Origin of the sequence: Calothrix sp. 336/3, from assembly GCF_000734895.2 — a bacterium.
GTDB lineage: Bacteria > Cyanobacteriota > Cyanobacteriia > Cyanobacteriales > Nostocaceae > 336-3.
Genome location: NZ_CP011382.1, coordinates 1774388 through 1798668 on the forward strand (window position 1 = coordinate 1774388; position 24281 = coordinate 1798668).

Consider the following 24281-nt stretch of genomic DNA (forward strand, 5'->3'; position numbering starts at 1 on the left):
CCGCTTCTCGAAAGATTAGGGACATTCATAAAATAAATTCATGCATCATCGAGATTTTTTATTTTCTCCCTAATCCTGACTCGAATCAGGTTACACTAGCATGAATAATCATTTGCCACAGAAATTGACGGCTACATTGCTGATTGTAGATAATCACCTAGAAGACATTCAAAATCTATCTACAATCCTTTCTCAAGGTGGTTATACATTGCGTGTGGTGATGGATGTGGAAAAGGCGATCGCTATTGCTAGTTTTGCGCCACCCGATTTAATTTTGCTGGGAATAAATAAAATTCCAGATTCTATTGATACTTTTTTGCAAAATCTCAAAAATCATTTAGTGCTTTGTCAAGTTCCTGTGATAATCATAGCGGATTATTCTCAGAACGGTGACAATAAAAAAGCCTATAGGATAGGAGTCTCTGACTATTTATATAAACCCTTCCAATCAGAAGTAGTGATGAATACGGTAGAAAGTCAACTATTGCTAAATAAGATATATCATCAATTAGATGCGGCAAAGAAGCAGCTAATTATAGAGAAGGCTGAGAAAGAAAAAAAAATTGCGGAATTAAATCATTCTCGTCATTTAACTGCAACCATCTTAAATGCTCTTCCCATAGGGGTTGCTATCCTAGACCAAGATAAAAAGATTATAGAAGTAAACAACTGTTACTGTCACCTTTACAATTTAACCAGGGATGAACTGATTAGCCATCAGCAAGAGAATATTTTTTTTCATCCAGATATATCTTCTCCCATTAAAATTACCAGACAAGATGGTTCCGAAAGAATTGTTGAGGTACAACAACAAAAGTTATTACAAGATAATGGAGAAGAATGGACGATTATCACTTTAGTAGATATTAGTGAACAGCAAGCCAGTCAAATGGCAGAAGCTATATTAAAGGCAAGGGCAGAAAAGCTCCAACATCAAAACCTGGTTCTGACTCGACTAGCGAAAAATCAGATTATTTACCAAGGAGATATCAAAACTGCCTTTAAAGAAATTACTCAATCGGCAGTCATGAATATTGACGTTGAGCGTGTGAGTATTTGGTTATTCAATGAAGAGAAAACAGTGATTGAGTGTGTAGAGCGGTTTGAGCGAGGTACTGAACAATCGGATAACGAAAATGATAAAAAAAATAGCAGCGCTATAGATAAACTGATAATAGAAAAGTATCCCAGATATTTTCAAGCTTTACAACAAGACCAAAATATCACTGTTTCTCAAGTTAGAAATGATTCCAGAACAAGAGAATTAGTAGATTCATACTATGCACCTCAAGGTATTAGCTCTACCCTTGATACACCTTTGAAGTTAAGAGGTGTTGTTGTTGGTGTAATTTGTTTAGAACATATTGGAACTCCCCGTCAATGGACAGCTGAAGACCAAAACTTTGCCCGTTCTTTAGGTAATTTAGTGGCTTTGGCATTAGAAGCAAGGGAAAGACAACGGGCAGAATTAGCTTTATGGCAATCGGAAGTGAAGCTAGCATCTGCCTTTCGTTCCTCACCCGATCCCATTCTCCTATGTACTTTTCCAGATATTAGTTATATCGAAGTCAATGATAGCTTTTGTAGCTTTTTCGGCTATAGTCGCAAAGAAATTATTGGGAGTAACAATCAAGAATTAAATATTTGGATTAACGAATTAGAATATGAACACTTTATACGATTACTGCGCCATAACCGAGCAATTCGTAATCATGAAGTAGATTTTCGTACAGCTAGTGGTGAAATTAAAACTACCTGGTTTTCGGCGGAATTAATCGAAATTAATCAACAGCAGTATATTTTAGGAACAGCAAAAGATATTACAGAACGCAAACAGGCAGAAAATGAAAGTCGTTTATTGTTGGTGACAACCCAAGCTATTAGTCGTGCAATTGATGTAGATACTGCGTTAGCTCTAGTATTGCGATTAATTTGTACCACTATTAATTGGGACTTTGGTGAAGCTTGGATTCCTAGTGTTGATGGTCAGGAATTGATTTATAGTTTGGGATGGTACGACCATGATAACAAGTTGGATGAACTGAATAAATATAATCAAACTAGAAAATTTTCTCCGGGAATGGGACTTGTGGGTAGAGTCTGGTATAGTCAGCAACCAGAATGGATTGAAGATGTTTCTGCTGTTTCTCGGAAAACTTTTCTGCGATCTTCCATCGCTAAAAGACTAGGTTTAAAAGCGGGATTTGCCGTTCCGATAGTTTTTGGTAATCAAGTTTTAGCCGTATTAGGATTTTTTAAACGCACTGTCAATCCCGTGGATCGACGTTTGCTGTATTTAGTCAAAACAGTCGCTGCCCAGCTTGGTAGTTTAATTCAACGCAAACATATCGAAGCTGCCCACCGTTTGAGTGAAGAACGTTTACAGCTCGCCCTGGAAGCTAGTGATTTGGGGCTATGGGATTGGAATATGCCCCAGAAAAAAGTCTACCGTGATTGGCGTTGGAAACAAATGCTTGGCTACGCAGATCACGAAGTTGATGAGGAATTAACAACTTTTCACCAACTATTACATCCAGAGGATTTAACCCTAATTCGTCAAGCTTTACAGAGCTATTTGCAGGGTGAAACTTCTGTATATGAAGCAGAATTTCGTATGCGAACCAAATCAGGTGAGTGGAAATGGATTCAATCCCAAGCCATGGTATTTGAGTGGGATGACGAGGGAAAACCTGTGAGAATGACAGGTACTCACAAAGATATTACAGAACGGAAAGTTTTAGAAAGAGAAATTGCCCTACGAGAAGCCCGACTCAATGCTTTTTTCTGTGGTGCGCCCGTCGGCATGAGTATATTAGACCAACAGTTGCGTTATGTGCAAATTAATGAGCAACTAGCTGAAGTTAATGGTTTATCAGTACAGGAGCATTTAGGGAAAAGCTTATCAGAGATATTAGGAGAAAATGCGCCCCTGGTTGCACCTAGTTGTCAGCAAGTACTAGAAACAGGGAAATCCTTGTTGAATCTAGAAATTAGTGGGGCTTCTATTTCTCATCCCGATGTACTACGTCATTTTATTGTTTCTTTCTTTCCCATTCCAGGGGAAGGGGTAGGAACCGTGGCGGTAGAAATTAGCGATCGCAAACAGGCAGAATTAGCATTACAAGCCAGTCAACAGCGTTATCAAACCCTGGCAGAGGCTTCTCCTGTATGTATTTTCCATTCAGACATTTTCGGTAATTGCCTGTACATAAATCAACGCTGGGTAGATATCACCGGACTTTCTCCAGAAACTGCCTGTGGCAAGGGGTGGTTAAATTTTTTACATCCTGACGATATTGCAGCCGCTACTCAAGCTTGGCGTCATGCAGTTGATAGCAAAACATCCTTTCAACACGAGTACCGTTTTTTCCATGCCAAGGGAAATATTGTTTGGGTGATTTGTCAAGCTTTACCAGAAATTAGCCCCCAAGGTGATGTCATTGGCTATATTGGGACAATTACAGATATTACTGAGCGCAAAACTGCGGAAAATGCCCTACGAGAAGGAGCAGAGAGGGAAAGGGCGATTACCCAGGCGATTTTGCGAATGCGCCAAACCTTAGATATGGACACAATTTTTACTGCAACTACGGAAGAGTTGCGGGAAGTATTAAATTGCGATCGCGTTGTTGTTTATCGCTTTAACCCTGATTGGGGTGGTATCTTTGTCGCGGAATCTGTAGCAGAAGGTTGGCAACCCCTCATACAACAAGGAAACGCTGACCAAGAAATGACTCAAAAAGCACTAGATAATGATAAATGTGTGGTGCAAAAGTTTAGTAGTCAAGAATCGGAAATAGTTGATACCTATCTCCAAGACACAGAGGGGGGTGTTTACAGCCGAGGGGTGAGTTTTATCTGCGTTCCAGATATATACACCGCAGGTTTTCAAGAATGTTATGTCAACTTGTTAGTCCGTCTCCAAGCTAGAGCATACATTACAGTTCCAATTTTCTGTAATAACCAGCTCTGGGGATTACTTGCTAGCTATGAAAATGCTACCCCCCGTTATTGGAAGCAGGGAGATATTAATATTGTCGTACAATTTGCCAATCAATTAGGTGTGGCACTAGAACAAATTGAATTGCTAGCACAGACTCAAAGGCAATCCGCAGCTCTTCAAGAAGCAGTGATTGCTGCTGATGCTGCCAACCGCGCTAAAAGCGAATTTCTCGCCAATATGAGCCATGAGTTACGTACCCCCCTGAATGCGATTCTGGGTTTTACCCAAGTTATGCACCGCGAGCAAACCCTGAGTCGGGAACACCAGCAACATCTCACCATCATTAACCGAGCTGGAGAACATTTACTGAATCTGATTAATGACATTTTAGAAATGTCAAAAATTGAAGCTGGTAGAACCAACCTCAACCCTAGCAGCTTTGACTTGTGGAATTTACTGGAAAATTTACGAGAAATGTTACATTTCCGTACCCAAGCCAAAGGTATCGAACTGATTTTTAACTATGCTGCCAATCTTCCCCAGTATGTGACTACTGATGCCAGTAAATTACGTCAAGTGCTACTCAATTTATTAGGAAATGCGATTAAATTTACTGAGAAAGGAAGTGTGAAGTTAGAGGTGGCAATGGAGAATCATCATCCCTCGGACATGATTTCTTCAGATTTCCATACCTTACATTTCTCAATTATTGACACAGGTGCAGGTATTTGTGCTAATGAAATTGACTTATTATTTGAAGCCTTCGGACAAACAGAAGCTGGTAGGAAGTCACAGCAGGGTACAGGATTGGGTTTAGCGATTAGTCGTAAATACGTAGAATTGATGGGAGGAGAAATTCAAGTTAGGAGTACTTTTGGGGTGGGTAGTACTTTTAGTTTTGCGATCGCCATTGATTTACCCCAGGATGCAGAAATTATTTCCACCACCACACCCCAGCAAATCATCGGTTTAGCATCCCCGGAAAGAGAATACAAAATTTTGGTGGTTGATGACGTGCGCGAGAGTCGTTTACTCTTGGTCAAACTTTTATCATCCATTGGCTTTGTTGTCAAAGAAGCTGCTAACGGATTAGAGGCGATCGCCACCTGGGAATCCTGGCAACCGGATTTAATTCTGATGGATATGCGCATGCCTGTGATGGATGGATACACCGCTACAGGTAGAATTAAAGCAGCCATACAGCAACAGAATCAACCCCAAACTATCATCATTGCCATTACAGCCGATGCATTTGCGGAACAATGTCAAGAAATTATCTCCATTGGTTGTGATGACTTGATCAACAAACCCTTTCGGGAAGAAACACTCCTAGATAAAATTGCCCAATATCTGGGTGTGGAATACCTTTACCGTCAAGAAAAAAATTTATTAACCACAGACACCCCAAATCAAAACCAATCTAATTTCAGCACTACAGATATCATCTCCCTGCTCTCCCAAATGCCAGAATCCTGGAGACAAAACTTGCATCATGCAGCCGCTCAATGCAGTGATGACCTGATTCTGCAACTATTAGAACAAACCCCGATTAGCGATTCTCCTCTAATTAATTATCTAACCGATTTGGCTCAAAACTACCAATTTGAGCAAATAATGGATTTAGTTAATTGGCACAGGTTATGACAGTTAACGGAAAATAGAAAAAATACCTTTCCCCTCTCAATTCGGAGTTACTGAATCAATGCAATCTGGGAGTCAACTGCCAAGATGGTTAACAATAAGTTTGGCATTTCCCCTAGCCATTCTCAATGGTTGGGTATTTTTGCAGGCTGTACAGTACTTCCAACCACTAGTTAATATTTTTGTTGCCGCGATTCTCTTAGCTTTTGTGCTGGATTATCCCATTCGTTTTTTCCAAAAGCAGAGAGTCAAGCGCAAAATCGCTACTATTGTTGTGCTTTTATTAACAATAGTCCTAGTAGTTGCCCTAGGTTTTACCCTCGTGCCACTAATTTTAGAGCAGTTGAATGAATTAACAAACCTTTTACCTGCTTGGATTGATTCTGGTACAGAACAACTACAAGCATTACAAACTTGGGCAGCCAAACAAAAGTTACCAGAAAATTTAAGTAGTCTACCCACCCAAATACTGGATCGCCTCTCAAATCAATTACAAAGCTTTACCGGGACAATTCTCGGTTTTGCGGTGGATACGATTGGCACATTTTTTAATGTGCTGCTGACGGTAGTTTTAACCATTTACTTAGTATTTAATGGCGATCGCCTCTGGGATGGAATTTTTCAATGGTTCCCCCCCCATATCAGCACCAAGGTAAGGCAATTCCTCCGGGAAGACTTTCATAATTATTTTATCGGACAAGCCACCGTCGGCGCAGTCTTGGCGATCGCCCTGATTCTGATTTTTCTGGTTCTGAAAGTACCACTAGCCTTACTGTTTGGATTGGCGATCGGTTTCTTCTCCCTCTTCCCCTTCGGTACGGGTATCGGCATTGCGATCGTCAGTATTTTAGTGGGGTTAAAAGACTTTTGGCTAGGTGTAGAAGTTCTGATTTCTGCCGTCACTATCGACCAAATCAACTCTAACTTTATTGCCCCCCGTTTACTCGGTAATCTCACGGGGCTGAATCCTGTTTGGGTAGTTATTTCCCTACTCCTAGGTGTGAAAATCGGAGGAATCCTGGGTTTATTCGTCGCCATACCCATAGCCAGTTTTATCAAAGATGTAGCAGACAGCTGGCGCGATGGCAGCTTGAAAACAGAAGAAACCGCGATCGCTGATACCCAAGAGTAACTGGGGTCTTTTTTCTATTCCCCATTATCCATTACCCATTCCCTATAGATGACTAATTAATCACGAATAACAAAATGACTATATTATTGACTGTTTGTAAAGTACAGTTAAATATGTCTTAAGAAGTGGATTTACACAATGGCTCCCCTGGTTGCAAACTACTACCTGACATATCGTTGTAATGCCAGATGTCACTTTTGTAACATCTGGGCGCTGGAACCTGGAAAAGAGGCTGATTTTGACACGATTAAGCACAACTTAAGTGACTTACGCCGTTTGGGAGTTAAATACGTTGACTTTACAGGTGGCGAGCCTCTCCTACGACAAGATGTGGGTGAGATTTATACTGAGGCGAAACGTCAGGGTTTTTACACCAGCATGACGACAAACACCATTCTCTATCCCCAAAAAGCCAAGGAAGTTCAAGGGCTAATCGACTTTTTGAACTTCTCCTTGGATGGTGGAGATGCAGAAACCCACGATCAATCGCGGGGGGTAAAAATTTTCGATAACTTAGTAGAATCCGTCAAAATTGCTCAATCCCTAGGTGAATTTCCTGTACTGAATCATACCGTCACAGCCCAAAACTATGGACGCATTGATGAAGTCGGGGAATTAGGCAAGGAATTAGGTGTGCGTGTATGGCTGAATCCCGCCTTTACAGCCCATGATAATTACAATTCCAAGAAAAATCCTACCCCAGAGATGGTAGCCGCGATTGAAGCTGCTGCTAAGAAATATAAGAATGTCGGTTACAATAAGGCTGCACTAGCTTTTATTGAAGCCGGGGGCAATGATATTAATAATCCCCGTTGTAAAGCGGTGGATGCCGTCATTGCAATTTCTCCTAACGACGAACTGTTGCTACCTTGTTACCACTTTGCCCAAACTGGTGTTCCGATTAATGGGCGACTTTACGAACTCTATCGAGAGTCGGAAGAAGTGGAAAGCTATCGCAAATCTCAAGGGAAACTGAAAGTTTGTGAAGGTTGCACAGTTTGGTGTTACCTCATACCCAGCTTCTTTATGGGTGTAGATAAATATTGGTGGTTGAATCAAGTAACCTATGCCAGCGAATTCCTGGCCCGAAAACGATTCTTACAACGAGCTTGATCCACTTAATTCCTTATTGCAGGATTTATCCCCTGAGGAATTATTAGAGGAAGAGTCTACTCATTCTGTATCTCTTCCTTTCCGGTTTCAAGGTCGTAGACGTAAAGCCGCTCTAGTTCTAACAATGATTTGGAGCGGCACGATCGCCCTACACTTAATTTCTTGGGGTTCCTTATTCGTACTTGGGCTAACCACTATTATTGGCATCCATGCCTTTATATTGGTATTTACCAAACCCCGTCGGGCTAATGAAGAAATCGCGGGCAATTTACCCTATATCTCTCTTTTGGTGGCAGCAAAGAATGAAGAAACTGTCATCAGCAAAACAGTTAGAAACTTATGTAATTTAGATTACCCAGCAGAGCGATACGAAGTCTGGATCATTGATGATGATAGCAGCGATCGCACGCCCCTATTGCTGGCAGAATTAGAGCAAGAATATGACAATTTAAAAGTACTGTATCGTTCTCCCGGAGCGGGTGGCGGCAAATCTGGGGCACTGAATCAGGTATTACCTTTGACTAGAGGTGATATCGTTGCCGTATTCGATGCTGATGCCCTGGTATCGCCAGATTTGTTATTACGGGTAGCTCCCCTGTTTTCTGGGGAAAAAGTTGGTGCTGTTCAGGTACGCAAAGCAATCATGCAGGCAGAAACAAGTCTGAATCATGATGCTGCCAAAAATTTCTGGATTCAGGGACAAATGGCAGAAATGGCTCTTGATACCTACATGCAGCAACAACGGATTAGCGGTGGTGGTATCGGTGAGTTACGTGGGAATGGGCAATTTGTGCGACGGACAGCCTTACTCAGTTGCGGTGGTTGGAACGAAGAAACCATTACCGATGATTTAGATTTAACCCTGCGTCTGCATATAAATCACTGGGATATTGAATGTCTGAGTCATCCCGCAGTCCAAGAAGAAGGGGTAACAAGCGCGATCGCCCTCTGGCATCAACGTAACCGTTGGGCAGAAGGAGGTTATCAACGCTACTTGGATTATTGGGATTTAATTCTGAAAAACCCTATGGGTACGCGCAAAACCTGGGATTTACTGGTATTTATGTTACTTCAGTACATCCTACCCATGGCAGCCATACCGGATTTGCTCATGGCGATCGCCCGCCATCGTCCCCCCATCCTCAGCCCCATGACTGCCTTGACACTCACCCTGTCAATTACAGCTATGTTCAACGGCTTAAGACGCACCAGCAAAAATCAGGAAATCAATTTTTCTACCTACTTTACCTTCCTGATGCAAACAATTCGTGGAACTATCTATATGTTCCATTGGGTAGTGGTTATGAGTACAGCCACCGCCCGTATGTCCATCCGTCCCAAACGGTTGAAATGGGTGAAAACAGTCCACACTGGTACTCATTAGTCGGTGTCATGGAAAGGGAGAAAAGCTTAAGTGCTAATGGGTAAAACCCTTCCCTTTCCCCAAGCTCAGATTATTTCTTCAGGGGATTAGAACCTACCATTACCCTGAACAATATGTTTAACTGTCGTCAGGCTTTCTAAACTAATTAACCCCCGGCGGTGCCCTTTTTGGTTGGACATTCCTAAAAAGATGGAGTCTCCCCGTGAGGTAGTGCGACTGAACCGGGGAGAAGCATTGATATAACTAGAAGCACTATTGACTCCTAGGGCAAACTGGCGGCTTTCTTGATAGGATTCGGTGACTATACAATCAGCATGACCGCTACTATATTGATTAATCCAAGAAATTGCCACTTCCAGGCTATCTACCAATTTAAAGGCAACAGTTTTATTTAAATAAGCGCTACCCCATTCATTATCTTTAGCTGGTTGTAATTGGGGGAAAGCTTCACTTAATTCGGCATCACCTCTAATTTCAAAGCCTTTTTCTTGCAAGCTATTCCAGAGAGTGACTAGGGATGAAGGCATAGCTTGACGATGAATCAGAACTTTCTCAATGGCATTAACGGGATCGGGTTCGCTGCTGTGACTGTCGATAATCATCCAGCGTACCATTTCCAAACTGCCATTTAATGACCAGTAAAGGTAACAGTTGCCCATCCCTGAGCGCAGTACAGGGGCGGTGGATTGACGGACGACTTGTTGAATTAAACTGCTGCGTCCGTAGGGAATGACTAGGTTGATATATTGGTCTTGGGTAATTAAATCTCGAATTGAGGCACAGTGTTCTGCGGTGATTAATTCGATACAACCTTCCGGTAAACCAACTTCGGCAATTGCGGATTTTAAGGCTTGGGCGATCGCGGCGTTAGAATGACTCGCTTCCGTACTTCCCTTGAGTATGACACTATTCCCGGTTTTGATGCATAAACCCGCGACAACCGCAGCCAATTCGGGAAATGCTTCATAGATGAAGGCGATTACACCCAAAGGCATGAGTTGGGAATAGGTTTGAGAATCTTCCAGTTGATAGTCCGCATTCCGCACCCGTCGCAGGGGATCGGATAACTCTCCCAGTTGTCGGAGAATTTCCACGGTGATATCTAAACGCCTAGGTGTCAGTTTTAACCAGTCGATGATTAATTCTGGCACTGCCATTTCTCGACTGGTTTCTAAATCTAGGGTATTAGCTTCGAGAATATCATCAAAGGCATGATTGAGCGCGTCGGCGATCGCTAAGACAGCACGACTACGATCAACTCCCTTGGTAGTTCCCAGCTTGAAAGCAGCATCATAAGCGCGTTTAGCACTCTTCGTCGGTTCCAGGTTTTCATCAAAAGCATCCACTGTCCGCCTCGTTAACGTCTGTAGGTCAGCCAGACCATCAATGCTGGTAGAATAGCCAGTAAAACTGCTACCATCGCCCAGGCAATAATGCTCGAACCGTTTGCCAGTCGCAGTGCTAAAGGTAACCAAATGATTACTAGCACGAAAATAATCCCTAGGGCTACTGGCAAATAACTTTCTCCTAATCGGGGATGAACAACTTGCCAACTAGCACCCGTCCAGCGCCAAGCACGCTTGTAGGGGTAGGTGGTGGAAAGTTGCTCTAGTACGTAACCATTATCTTCCACCACAAAGATTTGTTGACAGCGATCGCAACCAAATGCTTCTGTCAAGGTAATCGGTACTAACTTACCCCGTCGCCGACAAGGACAGAGGTAATCGCCATTAAAATCTATTTTTTCGGGTTTTTGAGGTTGCACAAGCAGTCTAATAACTTGAGCGTGTTGAATAAGTTGAATAAACTCAGCGAGAATAACACACCTGCATGAATTTTGTAGGTATGATTTTTCTCCTATGAACTTTTTCTATAAAATGAGTCAGTTAACAGCATTCTTTGCACAAAATGTATTTTGACTTGATTTTATGCTTGAGAATGTTTACGACTGACAATACTACCATTGAAACTAGTAGCTGTAGTTGTTGCGTCAGAAAACAGGAGAATAATTATTTGAGAAAATTATTCGGATTCCAGATTTCAAACCTAATAGGTCATTAGTTTTCAGCAACTTTCTTCAATCTGAGCAAACCAATTGTGATCGACCAGATGAACCAACTGTACTACATTCTACACAAAATTTACTTATAGATTATAGAGATGTATTTGATACTTATCCATATACTGAAATCTCCTTGAAATTACTCTACAGAAAAAGCTTTCGATATCTTGTTCCTATATCTTTAAGATAATAAATGAGCGTTAAAATATCCACGCTCTATGCTACCAATTACAGATGTGAAAGTAAAATCACCTTTAGCAAATTTGACAATTACTCAATGCACAGCTGTCAACACTAGGTGATGTTCATTTCTTACAGAGCGGGTAACGCGATTCGAACGCGCGACATCAACCTTGGCAAGGTTGCGCTCTACCACTGAGCTATACCCGCAAAACTCACATATATAAATATGTCAGATAAATAGAAGTTTGTCAATAGGTAGTTGCGAAAAATTAAGGGAGCAGGAAGGGGGGTGTTGTCAAGAGCAGAAGCATCACAGACAGCTACTCACAGCCAAATTCCTTTTTTCCCTGTTCCCTGTTCTCCTGTACCCTACTCAGCGTTAGCGCTCTTCAGTGAAACTGGTAGAGGTTGGAAGTCGCTGGGGTGGGATGGGGGTAAACTGGAGCGTAATTGCCGCATCAGGCTACCCATTTCCAGAGCGCTCATGGCGTATTCCCAACCGAGATTGCTTTTGATTCCGGCTCTTTCTAGGGCTTGTTGCATGGTATCTGTGGTGAGAATGCCGAAAACCACCGGTACACCAGTTTGGAAGGATGCCGCAGCTACGCCCTTGGCGACTTCCGATGAGACATAATCAAAGTGAGGAGTTTGCCCTCGGATGACTGCGCCTAAGCAAATCACTGCATCGTAACGCTGGGATAAAGCCAATTGACGGGCGACTACAGGTACTTCAAAGCTGCCTGGAACCCAGACATAATCGACTTGGGAACCGTGGGGATTAACATCCACACCGTGACGTTTTAAGCAATCTTGACATCCTTCTAGTAGTTTAGTGGTGACTAGGTCATTAAATCTACCAATAACTACTGCAAACCTCAAAGGTTCAGTCTGTGTAAACGTTCCCTCGAAAACTGCCATGACTGCCTCTAGTTCAACTATACTTCTTTGTCAATATACATATCTTTTCTCAAAACTACAGGAGCAGTTGAATCAAAGTAGAAAGTGCAAGCTCCAGGGAAAAACATAGATGAACTATTTTTTCCTTGCTCCTGGCTGTTTCTGACTTTATTCCTCTGCTCCTGCAAGTCTGATGCTATTTGTCTGTAATTTAGTGGCAGCAGTCGCTTAAACTACGAAAAAGTTTAATAAACCGACTAGTACAACTAAAACAGCCCAAACTCCAGAACCAATCCATAGTAGCTTTTTAGATTCAACCCAATTTTGGGGAGTCGCGTAAGCTACAGGAACACCAATCACCATCACAAAAGACACTGCAACCAGAGCTAACAAAGCAATTTGGAATAGGATAGTCATTTTCCCTGTTCTCCCAAGACACCTGGATATTAAAGATAGAATGTTGTACAGCTTGATGCTGACAGATTTTTCCTATTTTTTAAGGTATCAGAAAATTCAACCCGATAGTTAATTCGCAGGGGAAGGGGAAAGGTTGAGAGGAAAAAAGATTTTTTTGGGATTGGGGATGGGGAAATGGACTTAATTCTTTGTCACACTACGGCTGATTTTGATGCTTTGGGGGCGGCGGTGGGGCTGACTCGGTTGTTACCAGGTAGTAAGATTGTGCTGACTGGGGGCGCTCATCCACCGGTGCGGGATTTTTTGGCGTTCCATCGGGATGAGTATCCATTGATGGAAAGACGTTCTGTAAATCCACGGAAAATTCGCTCTTTGGTGGTGGTGGATACCCAGAAGCGCGATCGCCTGGGTAAGGCTGCTGAATGGTTGGATTTACCGCATTTGCAATCACTAATTGTCTATGATCATCACCAGGGGCAAACCCTGGATATCCCTGCTACGGAGTTTTGTCTGGAGCCGGTGGGGGCTTGCACTACAATCATTGTGGAAAAATTGCAGCTAGCTGGTGTGATGTTGACTGTTGCGGAGGCGACTGCCATGGCATTGGGTATCCATGTTGACACAGGTTCCCTGACTTTTCCCCAAACTATTCCCCGTGATGCTCTGGCTTTGGCGTGGTTGATGCAGCAGGGGGCAAGTCTGTCGGTGGTGTCGGAGTATGTGGAACCTGGGTTGTCTGTGCAACTCCAACAGCTGCTTGCTGATGCTCTGGATAATTTAAATTATCTCCCTGTCCATGGCTATACCGTTGCCTGGGTAAATTTACAGACAGATATTTTTGTTCCTGGCTTATCTCACCTGGCTTCGGAGTTGATGGAGTTAACGGAGATTGATGCTTTGTTACTGGGGAATGAATACCCTAGTAAGGAAGAAAATACCCAGCGTGTCACAATTATTGGGCGATCGCAAATTCCGGGTACGAACCTGCATCAATTATTTCAACCCCTGGGTGGGGGGGGACATTCCCAAGCCACATCTTTAAATTTGGTGGGAGCAAATCCCCAGGAAACTATCCAGCAGCTAATTGAGGGCTTAAAAGCACAGATACCCCATCCCCCCACTGCACGGGATTTAATGTCGTCTCCGGTGCGTACCATTCGCCCAGAAACCACCATTGATGAAGCCCAGAGAATTCTGTTACGCTACGGACATTCGGGTTTATCTGTGGTGGATAGTCAAGGCAAATTGTTGGGAATTATCTCCCGTCGAGATTTAGATATTGCCTTACACCATGGTTTTAGTCATGCTCCGGTTAAGGGTTACATGACAAGAAATCTTCAGGCGATCGCCCCCCAAACGACTCTCCCAGAAATTCAAGCTTTAATGGTTACCTATGATATCGGACGTTTACCCGTACTAGAACATGGGCAATTAGTCGGTATTGTCACCCGTACCGATGTCTTGCGAGAATTGCACCAAAAACGCCAAGGAGAAAGTCCATCCGGGGAAGTCGAGGGAGAGAACCTAGTCACAATTCCTACCTTGGCAGAATTACGAGATCGCCTCACCCCCAAACTCTGGGAACTCCTCACTAAAGCCTCTGTTCAAGCCAAACAACGCGGCTGGCATTTATACTTAGTTGGTGGTGCTGTCCGCGACTTACTCCTGGCGGATACTGCGGAGGGAAGCTTATTAATTAAAGATATTGATTTAGTTGTCGATGGTTTCCACAAATCCGCCGATGTCGGAGCCGGGGTAGAATTAGCTAAGGCATTACAGGAAATCTATCCCCAAGCCCGCTTAGAGATTCACGGTGCTTTTCAAACTGCTGCCCTACTCTGGCATAAAGATGCAGAATTAGATTCTCTCTGGGTAGATATCGCCACTGCCAGAACAGAATTTTATCCCTATCCAGCAGCAAATCCGGAAGTTGAAGCCAGTTCCATTCGTCAAGACCTCTACCGTCGTGATTTTACCATTAACGCCCTGGCTTTGCGCCTCACCCCACCCCATCCAGGGAAACTCCTAGACTTCTTCGGTGGTTTACTCGACTTACAAGCAAAGCAAGTGCGGGTACTCCATGCTAATAGTTTTATCGAAGATCCCACCCGTATCTATCGGGGAGTCAGGTTTGCAGTACGTCTTGGTTTTCAAATCGAACCCCAAACGGAAGCATATATCCGTTATGCCATCAATAGCGGTGTCTACGATCGCACCACCCGCGAAAATAGTAAAACTCCCGCTCTGCAAACTCGTCTGAAAACGGAATTAAAACACATCCTGGAAGCACCCTACTGGCAATCTGCCTTGGAATTATTGGGAGAGTTGGGAGCATTGCAATGTATCCATAGCACCCTCTCCCTTAATGATGCCTTAATTCGCCATCTTCGCCTATTGGAGCGGTGTTTACGGCGTTTTGACCCCAAACAAACCTTACCCCATTGGCAAATGCGTTTAGAGGCATTAATCGCCCATCTTGCACCAGAATATCAGGCAAAGGTCGCCAAAAATCTGCAATTACAGGAGGAGAGTCTTCAGCGTTTGCAAAATTTAGCTACCGCACAGCAGGAAATTTTCACAGCTTTACAAAATTGCGAATTACCCAGTCAGGTGGTAAAAACCTTGCGCAAGTACGATTTACCGATGTTGATTTTGGTGGCTTTATCTTCTCCCCGTACTTTCAGGAAACAGATTTGGCACTACCAAACCAATCTAATTCATGTTCAACCCCTATTGAATGGCAATGACTTGAAAAAATTAGGTTATCAACCTAGTCCCCAATATCGCCAAATATTGGATAATTTACTGGCGGCTACTTTGGATGGTGTGGTGCAAGATAGGGAAACTGCCAGGATGTTTGTGATGAAAAATTATCCTAATAGCTAAGTTCCCATTCTATTATCTACCACCAATAGTTTTCTGAAAAGCTGGACGTTCGGAGAGTCGCTGCATGTAACTTAAGACTTGTGGGTATGCACTCAAGTCGAGTTTCAGTAGGAGGGGAATATAGGCAAGCATGGCTCCGAGGGCGACATCGGCAACGGTAAAATTATCTCCGAGGAGGAAAGCTTGCTGAGTGAAAATTTCATTTAAGGGTGTCATCAAACGTGGCATTTCTTTTTCACGCTGATTTTCCAGGAAGACTCCATTGGCAAAGGTGGAGTTAGCAAATAGTACCCACTGAGCTATTTTCCCCCGCTCTTCTACAGATGGGGATGGTTGAGCGTATTTGTCCGCAAGGTACATTAAAATTGCTCCCGATTCCCAAAGCTGAAAATCTCCATCGGCGATCGCGGGTACTTTCCCCATAGGATTGATTGCCAAAAAATCCCCCTGTCGATGTTCTCCCGCTTGCATATCCAGGAGTATAAATTCGTAGGGTATACCCAGTTCCTCTAAATACCAATGGACAATCGATGCGCGACTGCGACTACCACCATAGAGCTTTAACATAGTTGCTGCAATAATTGAGAACTACGTTATGGTATCACTGAACCTGGGAGCATGAATTTCAGGTGTTAAATATCACCTATCACAGCACTTTGTGAGTATTGGGATGCTGCTTGATATTATCGTCTTTGGTGACAACTCGTGATGCATTTAGTACCCGTTTGCGTTCCGTAGAATATTTAAATTCCCTATAGCTTGTACCCAAAGGAATCAGGGATTGGGCAGTTTGTTTGCGCTTGTAGGTACGAGCAGCGGCAAATAATCGGGGAATGAATTCGTCGCTAAATTGGGCATTATCGGGAAAATCACCGGGTTTTATCAGGTTTTCGCCCTGGAGAATATTTCCTAGGGTTGTTGCACAGGCAATTCTGTAGGAAGTTTCAATACCTTTGAGAATTGCTTCTAGTGCTGCGGAGGGTATAGGTTCAATGACTTCGACTTGGTGTACTTCCCCGTCTATTTTCAGGAAGCAGGTGGCAACACCGAGAACAATGTAGTCATCTGCTGTTAAATCTGGGGCATCGGTATAGGGTGTTGCAGTTATCATAAGAAAATCTTTTCAATACTACGTGATTTACTAAAAATATCTGATGCTCTTGTTGGCATTTTACCAAAGGACTTGGGAATACTAGGTCAAGATATATGAACTCAGTCCGAATCCAAACCTAATTCAACAACGTATATCAAAACAGAAGATGAATTGATATTTGCTGTTTCTGGAATTGAACTGAGGGAGGAAGTATCTATAAGAAGACTGTGTGTGTAATAAGGGTATCTGCTGTTGTTTGGGCAGTTAGTGATGTTGATATTGAGAATTCTTTTAATCAAGTTTTCTGAGAAATATCGCCTCTCTAGTACTCATAGACACCTAAGTAAGTGACACAAGAACGAAACAAACAGCACAGATAAAAATATAAGTTGTTCTCACAGAGCAAGCCGCTCAAGCAGGATATATATGAATAGCCACTCATTTTTAGCATCAGATGACCAGCAAAACCACAGTTACCATTCTGTGTTAAAAGCTACTAAGAACTTGAAGCATCAAGGGCAAGGTAATGGCGAATCTGTTTCTGGTGATAGCTACTTGCGTACTTGTGCTTTGAGAGCAGCTCAACAGGGAGATTACATAGAGGCGATCGCCCTATTTAATCAACTCATCCTCGATTATCCCGACAGCGCCATTGACTACAACAACCGAGGTCTGGTTTACTTTCAATGTGGCGAAATCTACAAAGCTTTGTGTGATTACAACACAGCCCTAGAACTCAACCCCAAGTTATCCAGTGCTTATAACAACCGGGGAAATTACTACGCAGCTTGTGGAGAATTAAATGCCGCGATCGCCGATTATGATCAAGCATTGGATCTGAATCCCAGTTACACCAGAGCTTGGATTAACCGAGGTATCACGATGCGGGATTTGGGAGAATATGAACAGGCAATCGAGAATCTGGAAACAGCATTATTATTTGGACAATTAGAAAGTAATATCATTGCCGAACGCGGACGGACTTATCATGTGTGGGGTGACTGGAATTGCGCGATCGCAGATTATTATCGCGCTCTTGCCCTACTCAACGACAGTGACAGCAAAAAAGTCCCTGCTAGCCCCCGTCTACGCTTACAGGTGGAAAATTGGTTAGGAGAATTACTTTGTCAGTAGTGATTCAGTTCTGAGTCAAACCCTCATTTACGGACAATACCCGTCCTAGTAGTCCACCAACCCAAAAATGCTGGGTGGATAAGGGACAGGGGAGACAAGGGAGACACGGGGGATAGGGAGGAAAGAGCTTTTTCTTGTCACTATCGACTCAGCAAAGTTGACTTGACAGAGTACTAGAATAATTTAAGTGAATTACTTTTAACCAATGTAATAGTTATTCTGCTTGTAGTGATAACTGATAACTGATAACCCATAACTTAACTAACGGCTAATAGATGATAACCCCTGGTGATTAACTATTAGCCGTTAGTCTATTACATAGGTATTTATACGCAAAGGATGTCAGGAATCCTGGATAGCTAGATAGACAAAATAGACAAATAAAGTTTTCTTAATCAAAAATTGCCGTAGGTAGAAGCAAATCTTATCCATCCCCAGGAAAAAATCTAGGGAGTAGTTTGAGCTTGTTGTACTTCTGCTGCTTCTTTGTTGATAATCACAACCTGACGCTGGTTGGGATCAAAGCGATACCCCTGTTGTTGCATCACACTTTGGGCTTGATGGGGATCGAAGTTTTGACTAAATTCTGCTTGGGAACCGTTAACGCGCTGTTCCATCTGCTTGACTTCAGAGCGAATTTCCCGCAGTTTTTCTTGTAATGACCAGTGGTTGGGTAGCAGTTGTACTAACGCTGATACTGCCACAGCAGAAATGGCTAGATTGACACCGATTTTGACAGTTGACTCTAACGCCATAATTTGGTGAGAACGCTGACGTAGATGTCTTTTGGGACGAGGAGAAACACGACGCTGCTGTATCGGTTCTAGGGGGGTTCTAGATGGCTGGATTGCATTCATATTGACTCAAGAGTATGAAGTGAGGGGACAAGGATGAAATTTTCATGTATTGGTATCTGCTTCATGCTTCGTGGGCAAAAAAACAAAACACATTCTTTGATGTTCACACCCATGTTTGATGTTCTGGGGTAATTTCATACTTTATACTTCATCCTTGACCTTGGCGTTGGCTGACTAAAAAGGCTCTGAGTAGTCGGGATGGAGAATCAAAGTAGTATTCCTTACTTCTCGATTTCCCATACTTTATCCTCAATACCCCATGTCCACTTTCATCTTTTCTGGTATACCCAGTTAATGATGACTCTTTTGGACATTGTTTAGCTGCCATATTACTTCATTTTTGGGAATTTGCTACACGTATACAAAAAGTTAAAAATAAACCTGGCATACGTAAGTGTTTTCCGATAAATAATTAAGCGATGATGCCGTTAATTTGTGGAAAACAGTGATGCCAGGTCTATTTCACTCTCTAAGCGTGTTCCGCCCAGGGCTTATTTGTAAAGTTCTGTTGCCAAGCGCCAAGCCAATAAACCTGGAAGAATCGCAACTGCCAGAGCGATGTAGACTTGAGTATCAGTTAAAGCCATGATTTAAGCCTCCTAATCCCAATATAGTTTTAATGGTTCGTCTACTACTTTTCCCTGTTTTCCGGAGAATGGGGAATAGGTTGTTACAAAAAGTAGTCATTGCCCATGGTCAACGGGTAAAATTTTCGGAAATATTATTAAATGTCAAGAAAAATTTACAGATATTGATTAAAAAATGAATTTTTATTTGGGGATAGATTTTGGTACTTCCGGTGCGCGGGGAATATTAATTGATCGAGATGGGGAAATTCAAGCAGAGGTACGTTGTCCCTTTGGGGATGACTCCCTGAAAGCAGATTACTGGGCAAAGGCTTTATTTTCCCTGTTAGAGCAAATTCCTGGCGTGCTGAGACGGAAAATTCAGGCGATCGCCATCAATGGGACATCCTCCACCGTTCTTGTTTGTGACGACAAAGGACAACCAGTGCAGCCCGTGATGATGTATAACGATGCCCAGGGAGCAGTAATGCTCAAAAGCTTAGAACATTTTGCCCCAGCCCATCACACTGTACTCAGCGCTACATCTAGCTTAGTAAAATTACTATGGATGTCTCACCAGGAAAATTTTGCCCAAGCTCGATACTTTCTCCATCAAGCCGATTGGTTAGCCTTTCAACTTCATGGGAAAATAGGTATCAGTGACTACCATAACGCCCTGAAGCTTGGTTATGACGTAGCAGCATTACAATATCCCCAATGGTTAGAAAGATGCTTAGAAAATCAACATATTTCTATCCAGTTACCGCAGATTTACACCCCAGGGCAACCTATCGGGGAATTACGTCCAGAAATCAGGCAACAATACGGTTTTTCACCCCAATGCTACGTTTGTGCTGGAACTACAGACAGTATCGCTGCTTTCCTTGCGAGTGGGGCAAAATCCCCTGGAGAAGCGGTAACATCCCTCGGTTCCACCCTAGCGTTAAAATTACTCAGTCGCACCCCTGTGGAAGATGCTAGGTATGGAATTTATAGTCACAGATTTCCTACCTTGGGGACAGAAAATCTCTGGTTAGCTGGAGGTGCATCAAATACCGGAGGTGCTGTACTCAAACAATTTTTTACCCCCGCCGAATTAGCCAGACTCAGCCAAGAAATTAATCCTACCCTAGGTACTACCCTAGATTACTACCCCCTGTTAAAACCTGGCGATCGCTTCCCCATCAATGACCCTAACTTACCACCCCGTCTCACACCTCGCCCAGATAGTGACAGAGAATTTTTACACGGTTTATTAGCAAGTATGGCGCGGATTGAAGCCCAGGGATACGAACTATTACAGCAACTAGGTGCAGATCAGCTGATTCGTGTTTATACGGCTGGTGGAGGTGCGGCAAATGACACTTGGACACAAATTCGCCAAAATTATTTACAAGTTCCGATGGTACGTCCTTTGCACACAGAAGCTGCCTATGGTAGTGCATTGTTAGCACGGGGAATGGGTAATGATAATTGAATGCGATTTCGGAGCATCGCCATTAATATGAGCGTAGCAGAAAGTACAGTAATCAAAATGCAAAACTTGTACTGAGCAGTTCGATAAATTTTACACTGAGCTACGTCGAAGTGCTCACTGTTTCACTTGTTGAAGTATGCAAAATTCCAACAAAATTTAAAATTAAAGGCAAGCTGTTTTTCTATCTCTAAAATCTCAAGCCCTCAATCATATCAGCTATTAATAATTTGCTCTACTTCCACAATCATATCTGGAAATGCCAGGGGCTGAATTGTTCCCGAAGTTAGGGTAAATTTTGTCCCATATTCCCCATCTAAAGGTTCTCTAAATACTATCAAATGTAATTTTTTGAGATTCACAACCCAATATTCTGGAATACCTGCTTGGGCGTAAATTTTGCTTTTTATCTCTAAATCTTTTTCTAAACTCGTATTAGCATACTCAATTAGCCAAAAAATATTTTCGGGATAGGGGTGATGCTCTCGATATTCACGCCCCAAACGTTGGACAATAGCAATATCTGGTTCGGGTTCGGAATCGTTTGGCAAAGTAATCGGTTTAGCTTGGCGTATTTTAGCCATATCGCCCAATAAATTTGCTAAATACTCCCCTGCTTCATCGCTACAATAAGCATGGGGTTCTCCTTCTGGTGACATTTCGACAATTTCCCCCTTGAGTAATTCAACTTGGCGATCGCGCAAAATCCCAGCGTCAATCATTTGGTGATACTCGTCAATTGTCCACTTGGCATTAGTAACAGTCATAGTGGCTTACTCCCAACGATGCTGTAATTTTCCCATGTTAACAAGAATTTGCCATCTATCTAATCGATTTTGTAGTTATTAATTTTCTCTAAAAAATCAAGATTATTTTCGCAAAAGCGTTACTAAAAACTATATACAAATGACTGATATTGCTCAATATTCATACTTTTTATTTTTAATTTTATAGCTTAAATATATATATAGTCGTTCTAGAACTGATATCTTTCCCCTTGCAAGGTTTAAAATAAATCCATCGACTGCTAACTTCAAACCTGATACTATTTAAAGGCGATCGCGCAATCTCAACCTTGGTCTAAAATAGATAAATAATCCCTATAGCAAAATTAAGGATATCTTTATGCAAGAAGTATCTAACTATACTCAAGAACTCACAGACCGGATTTCGCCAATCGTTGAGAAATTGTTTAAAGGCAGTAGCTTTTATACAGTAAACTTGAAAAAACAAGAAAGAATTGAAGATTTAGTCAATCTTTTTGGCGGACTATCGCCGGAAGATTTTAGAGCTATTTCCGAACATGAATTAACGCGAAGAATTCAGAAGTTATTGACTTTAGAGGCAGTTTCAGGTACTTTAAATGACTTAACACCGGAACAATTAAGGATATTTGATGAAGCTGTAGAAGGAAAGTAAGCAAGTGGATTATTTGTTGGATACAAATATTTTCAGTTACATTTTAAGAAAAAATGTGATTGTAGATAATAAGTTAAGAGAGGTAACTAGAAGTGGAAATCAAGTGTTCCTCAGTTGTATTACATATTATGAAGTCAAGCGAGGCTTATTAGCTGTAAATGCAACTAGACAATTAGCTAATTTCCACCAGTTTTGTACCGACTATGAAGTTTTATTTCTAGATAATATAGATATTATAGAGGAAGCTTGTAAAATTCATGCTGATTTAAAAACCAGAGGTACACCGATACAAGATGCTGATGTGTTGATAGCTGCAACGGCGATCGCACGCGGTTTAGTTTTAGTTTCTAATGATTCTGATTTGTCAAGAGTAGATGGGTTAAGTTTAGAAAATTGGTCGTAAAATTAGCCAAAAAATATACAGGAATGAACTCTCCATCCCATAGTTAAGGGAAAGGTAATTACAGATATTTTATTTAAATCGATTAATTGTCTCTGTTAATAATTCTATATGTTTAGGTAATAAATTAGCCAAAGCGTATTTTTCTAAGACAGTTTGTCGTGCGTTAGCTCGAATTTCTTTCATAATTTCAGGATGATTAAAAACCTCATCTACACGGTTGGCAATTTCTTGGGGTGAGAAAAAATCTACTAGTAATCCATTTTTGCCATCTTCGATTACTTCCGTCACTGGTGCAGTATTAGAACCTAATACCAAGCAACCTGTAGACATTGCCTCGATCATTGACCAGGAAAGCACAAAGGGAACGGTCAAATAAATATGTACAGAGGATGCTTGAATTACCTGGAGATATTGTTTGTAAGGTAGGGAACCTGTGAAGTGAACCCGTGACATATCTAGGGGTACTTTTGCTAACATTAATTCCTTATAAGTTTGACCCTTTGGTAAAGATTTACCATAGCAAATTCTGTCAGAACCAACGATAACTACATGACAATTTGGTCTACGTTCTTGAATATAAGCAATCGATTCGATGAACTGAGGAAAACCACGATAGGGTTCCATTCCCCTTCCCACGTAGGTGACAATTTCCTCGACACCAGATAAATCTAATTCGGGTAAGACTAACTTTGCTCCGGGTTGGGGTTGGAAGTATTCTGTATCAACACCATCATGAATGACGCTGATTTTGTCATGGAATTCCTTGGGAAACTGTGACTTTTGCCATTGGGTGGGAGATAAACCGCGATCGCAGCTATATAAATCTGTCAAAATCGAAGCATTGCTAACTCGAATTCTGGCTGCATCATCTGCTGTGACTGCTTCCTTGGGGTCAAAACCCACATCTGCACCCTGGGAATTATAGAACCATTCAAAATAAGTCAGAACTGGTGTTTGCGGTAAAGCATCTTTGACAAATAAAGTCGGACCCCAACCGGAATGTCCACAAACGATATCGGGAATAAAACCCTGGGATTTTAATTGTTCCAGCATTTTATATACTGCTTGACCATGCAAAACTGCACTTTCTAAAGGTTGGACATAATGATGGGTGGTAGGATGGGGATTTCTTGCTGCTTCGTAAAAAACTTTTTTGATTCCTGGCAAATTCGTTTCTTTGTTTTTTGTCCCAAAGACAACTTGATTTTTGGGATTTTTGGCTAAAGCTAACGCCAAATTTCGATATTGGGCAGGAAAATTATTATGTAAAAAGAGAACGCGCATAGAGAATTATCAATAAAAAATCAAAATATATTACTTCGGGAAATACTTCAAGATAAATGGGTCAAAATACGCACTCACTTACAAATATTTACGTTGTCCGATGGAACTGGTGGATAAAATTGCCAGTGGCGAGTCATAGATATAGTTGTAGTCATTTTGATTAGGGCATATAGGTATAAGCATCTGGAAAATATTTAGAGTGTACGTCCTAACTTCCTTGATATAGCTATAATTAAGAATTTTTTGCAAAAGAATGTGATGACTTGTGCATAAAGACCTTTAATTTGAACTTTCTGCATGATGTTCATTTGACCCCTAACCCTTATCTTTACTTAACCTCTATCTCTCCGAACTAATGGTGTAAAGCCCAATCATTTGGGAACTTTATCAGTA

At 42.0% G+C, this 24281-nt stretch carries 19 protein-coding genes and 1 tRNA gene; 9 read left to right on the forward strand and 11 right to left on the reverse strand.

The features are described 5' to 3' along the window. Window positions 1-100: 100 nt before the first annotated feature. From IJ00_RS07115 to IJ00_RS07130, 4 genes are all read left to right on the forward strand, one after another. Window positions 101-5587 carry a PAS domain S-box protein gene (locus IJ00_RS07115; RefSeq protein WP_046814742.1) on the forward strand — a complete coding sequence of 1829 codons (5487 nt, stop codon included), beginning with the start codon at window positions 101-103 and terminating at the stop codon, window positions 5585-5587. Between the two features lie 58 nt (window positions 5588-5645). Then, the gene (locus tag IJ00_RS07120) at window positions 5646-6716 is read left to right on the forward strand and encodes an AI-2E family transporter (RefSeq protein WP_035151419.1); all 1071 of its coding nucleotides are present in this window, start codon (window positions 5646-5648) and stop codon (window positions 6714-6716) included. Window positions 6717-6854: 138 nt separating this feature from the next. Further along, the gene (locus tag IJ00_RS07125) at window positions 6855-7829 is read left to right on the forward strand and encodes a radical SAM protein (RefSeq protein ID WP_035151422.1); all 975 of its coding nucleotides are present in this window, start codon (window positions 6855-6857) and stop codon (window positions 7827-7829) included. Next, window positions 7783-9213, forward strand: coding sequence for a glycosyltransferase family 2 protein (locus tag IJ00_RS07130; RefSeq protein WP_035151424.1), 1431 nt, complete (start codon window positions 7783-7785; stop codon window positions 9211-9213). Before IJ00_RS07125 ends, IJ00_RS07130 begins: the two co-directional genes overlap by 47 nt. 86 nt (window positions 9214-9299) lie before the next feature. Here IJ00_RS07130 and IJ00_RS07135 read toward each other — a convergent pair whose 3' ends face one another. The 5 genes from IJ00_RS07135 to psbZ all read right to left on the reverse strand — a co-directional run bounded on the left by IJ00_RS07135 (window position 9300) and on the right by psbZ (window position 12772). Then, window positions 9300-10559: a glutamate-5-semialdehyde dehydrogenase gene (locus IJ00_RS07135; RefSeq protein WP_046814743.1), complete on the reverse strand. Its 1260-nt coding sequence runs from the start codon at window positions 10557-10559 to the stop codon at window positions 9300-9302. A gap of 11 nt (window positions 10560-10570) precedes the next feature. Beyond that, on the reverse strand, window positions 10571-10978 hold the full coding sequence (locus IJ00_RS07140) for a hypothetical protein (RefSeq protein ID WP_035151428.1): 408 nt from the start codon (window positions 10976-10978) through the stop codon (window positions 10571-10573). Between the two features lie 615 nt (window positions 10979-11593). Further along, a tRNA-Gly gene (locus tag IJ00_RS07145) sits at window positions 11594-11665 on the reverse strand. A 162-nt stretch (window positions 11666-11827) separates the two neighbouring features. Beyond that, window positions 11828-12376, reverse strand: a complete 549-nt coding sequence (gene ribH / locus IJ00_RS07150; RefSeq protein WP_035151431.1) for a 6,7-dimethyl-8-ribityllumazine synthase — start codon at window positions 12374-12376, stop codon at window positions 11828-11830. Between the two features lie 207 nt (window positions 12377-12583). Further along, a complete protein-coding gene (gene psbZ, locus IJ00_RS07155; protein ID WP_035151434.1) occupies window positions 12584-12772 on the reverse strand; it encodes a photosystem II reaction center protein PsbZ in 189 nt (62 codons plus the stop codon). Window positions 12773-12946: 174 nt separating this feature from the next. Here psbZ and IJ00_RS07160 point away from each other — a divergent pair, with 174 nt between their 5' ends. Then, a complete protein-coding gene (locus IJ00_RS07160) occupies window positions 12947-15658 on the forward strand; it encodes a CBS domain-containing protein (protein ID WP_035151437.1) in 2712 nt (903 codons plus the stop codon). Window positions 15659-15670: 12 nt separating this feature from the next. Here IJ00_RS07160 and IJ00_RS07165 read toward each other — a convergent pair whose 3' ends face one another. Both IJ00_RS07165 and IJ00_RS07170 read right to left on the reverse strand, forming a co-directional pair. Then, complete coding sequence (locus IJ00_RS07165; protein WP_035151440.1) at window positions 15671-16225, reverse strand: glutathione S-transferase family protein; 555 nt, start codon at window positions 16223-16225, stop codon at window positions 15671-15673. Window positions 16226-16304: 79 nt separating this feature from the next. Further along, window positions 16305-16769, reverse strand: coding sequence for a hypothetical protein (locus IJ00_RS07170; protein ID WP_035151442.1), 465 nt, complete (start codon window positions 16767-16769; stop codon window positions 16305-16307). Window positions 16770-17177: 408 nt separating this feature from the next. Between IJ00_RS07170 and IJ00_RS07175 the strand changes: the two genes are divergently transcribed. Further along, entirely contained in the window at window positions 17178-17885 is a 708-nt protein-coding gene (locus IJ00_RS07175; protein WP_035151445.1) for a tetratricopeptide repeat protein, read from the forward strand. 446 nt (window positions 17886-18331) lie between these two features. On the opposite strand, the gene IJ00_RS07180 is transcribed toward IJ00_RS07175, so the two are convergent. Together IJ00_RS07180 and psaM are read right to left on the reverse strand one after the other, a co-directional pair. Next, a complete protein-coding gene (locus IJ00_RS07180) occupies window positions 18332-18742 on the reverse strand; it encodes a hypothetical protein (RefSeq protein WP_035151448.1) in 411 nt (136 codons plus the stop codon). A 491-nt stretch (window positions 18743-19233) separates the two neighbouring features. Further along, complete coding sequence (gene psaM / locus IJ00_RS07185) at window positions 19234-19329, reverse strand: photosystem I reaction center subunit XII (protein WP_035151450.1); 96 nt, start codon at window positions 19327-19329, stop codon at window positions 19234-19236. A gap of 175 nt (window positions 19330-19504) precedes the next feature. On the opposite strand from psaM, the gene IJ00_RS07190 reads away from it, so the two are divergent. Continuing rightward, a complete protein-coding gene (locus IJ00_RS07190) occupies window positions 19505-20785 on the forward strand; it encodes an FGGY-family carbohydrate kinase (protein WP_035151453.1) in 1281 nt (426 codons plus the stop codon). Between the two features lie 212 nt (window positions 20786-20997). Here the strand turns inward: IJ00_RS07190 and IJ00_RS07195 are convergent, their stop codons facing one another. Further along, window positions 20998-21549: a Uma2 family endonuclease gene (locus IJ00_RS07195; RefSeq protein ID WP_035151456.1), complete on the reverse strand. Its 552-nt coding sequence runs from the start codon at window positions 21547-21549 to the stop codon at window positions 20998-21000. Window positions 21550-21907: 358 nt separating this feature from the next. Here IJ00_RS07195 and IJ00_RS07200 point away from each other — a divergent pair, with 358 nt between their 5' ends. Beyond that, window positions 21908-22201 (forward strand): hypothetical protein, encoded by a 294-nt coding sequence (locus IJ00_RS07200; RefSeq protein ID WP_035151459.1) that lies wholly within the window; start codon window positions 21908-21910, stop codon window positions 22199-22201. Window positions 22202-22205: 4 nt separating this feature from the next. Next, window positions 22206-22604 carry a type II toxin-antitoxin system VapC family toxin gene (locus IJ00_RS07205; protein ID WP_035151461.1) on the forward strand — a complete coding sequence of 133 codons (399 nt, stop codon included), beginning with the start codon at window positions 22206-22208 and terminating at the stop codon, window positions 22602-22604. A gap of 69 nt (window positions 22605-22673) precedes the next feature. Here the strand turns inward: IJ00_RS07205 and IJ00_RS07210 are convergent, their stop codons facing one another. After that, window positions 22674-23888, reverse strand: coding sequence for a glycosyltransferase family 4 protein (locus tag IJ00_RS07210; RefSeq protein WP_035151464.1), 1215 nt, complete (start codon window positions 23886-23888; stop codon window positions 22674-22676). Window positions 23889-24281: the final 393 nt, after the last annotated feature.

What these genes read in the sequence shown, in the direction of transcription:
- IJ00_RS07115 (WP_046814742.1), top strand. Translation starts at nt 101, where the DNA reads ATGAATAATCATTTGCCACAGAAATTGACGGCTACATTGCTGATTGTA.
- IJ00_RS07120 (WP_035151419.1), top strand. Translation starts at nt 5,646, where the DNA reads ATGCAATCTGGGAGTCAACTGCCAAGATGGTTAACAATAAGTTTGGCA.
- IJ00_RS07125 (WP_035151422.1), top strand. Translation starts at nt 6,855, where the DNA reads ATGGCTCCCCTGGTTGCAAACTACTACCTGACATATCGTTGTAATGCC.
- IJ00_RS07130 (WP_035151424.1), top strand. Translation starts at nt 7,783, where the DNA reads ATGCCAGCGAATTCCTGGCCCGAAAACGATTCTTACAACGAGCTTGAT.
- ribH (WP_035151431.1), bottom strand. Translation starts at nt 12,376, where the DNA reads ATGGCAGTTTTCGAGGGAACGTTTACACAGACTGAACCTTTGAGGTTT.
- psbZ (WP_035151434.1), bottom strand. Translation starts at nt 12,772, where the DNA reads ATGACTATCCTATTCCAAATTGCTTTGTTAGCTCTGGTTGCAGTGTCT.
- IJ00_RS07160 (WP_035151437.1), top strand. Translation starts at nt 12,947, where the DNA reads ATGGACTTAATTCTTTGTCACACTACGGCTGATTTTGATGCTTTGGGG.
- IJ00_RS07165 (WP_035151440.1), bottom strand. Translation starts at nt 16,225, where the DNA reads ATGTTAAAGCTCTATGGTGGTAGTCGCAGTCGCGCATCGATTGTCCAT.
- IJ00_RS07170 (WP_035151442.1), bottom strand. Translation starts at nt 16,769, where the DNA reads ATGATAACTGCAACACCCTATACCGATGCCCCAGATTTAACAGCAGAT.
- IJ00_RS07175 (WP_035151445.1), top strand. Translation starts at nt 17,178, where the DNA reads ATGAATAGCCACTCATTTTTAGCATCAGATGACCAGCAAAACCACAGT.
- IJ00_RS07180 (WP_035151448.1), bottom strand. Translation starts at nt 18,742, where the DNA reads ATGAATGCAATCCAGCCATCTAGAACCCCCCTAGAACCGATACAGCAG.
- psaM (WP_035151450.1), bottom strand. Translation starts at nt 19,329, where the DNA reads ATGGCTTTAACTGATACTCAAGTCTACATCGCTCTGGCAGTTGCGATT.
- IJ00_RS07190 (WP_035151453.1), top strand. Translation starts at nt 19,505, where the DNA reads ATGAATTTTTATTTGGGGATAGATTTTGGTACTTCCGGTGCGCGGGGA.
- IJ00_RS07195 (WP_035151456.1), bottom strand. Translation starts at nt 21,549, where the DNA reads ATGACTGTTACTAATGCCAAGTGGACAATTGACGAGTATCACCAAATG.
- IJ00_RS07200 (WP_035151459.1), top strand. Translation starts at nt 21,908, where the DNA reads ATGCAAGAAGTATCTAACTATACTCAAGAACTCACAGACCGGATTTCG.
- IJ00_RS07210 (WP_035151464.1), bottom strand. Translation starts at nt 23,888, where the DNA reads ATGCGCGTTCTCTTTTTACATAATAATTTTCCTGCCCAATATCGAAAT.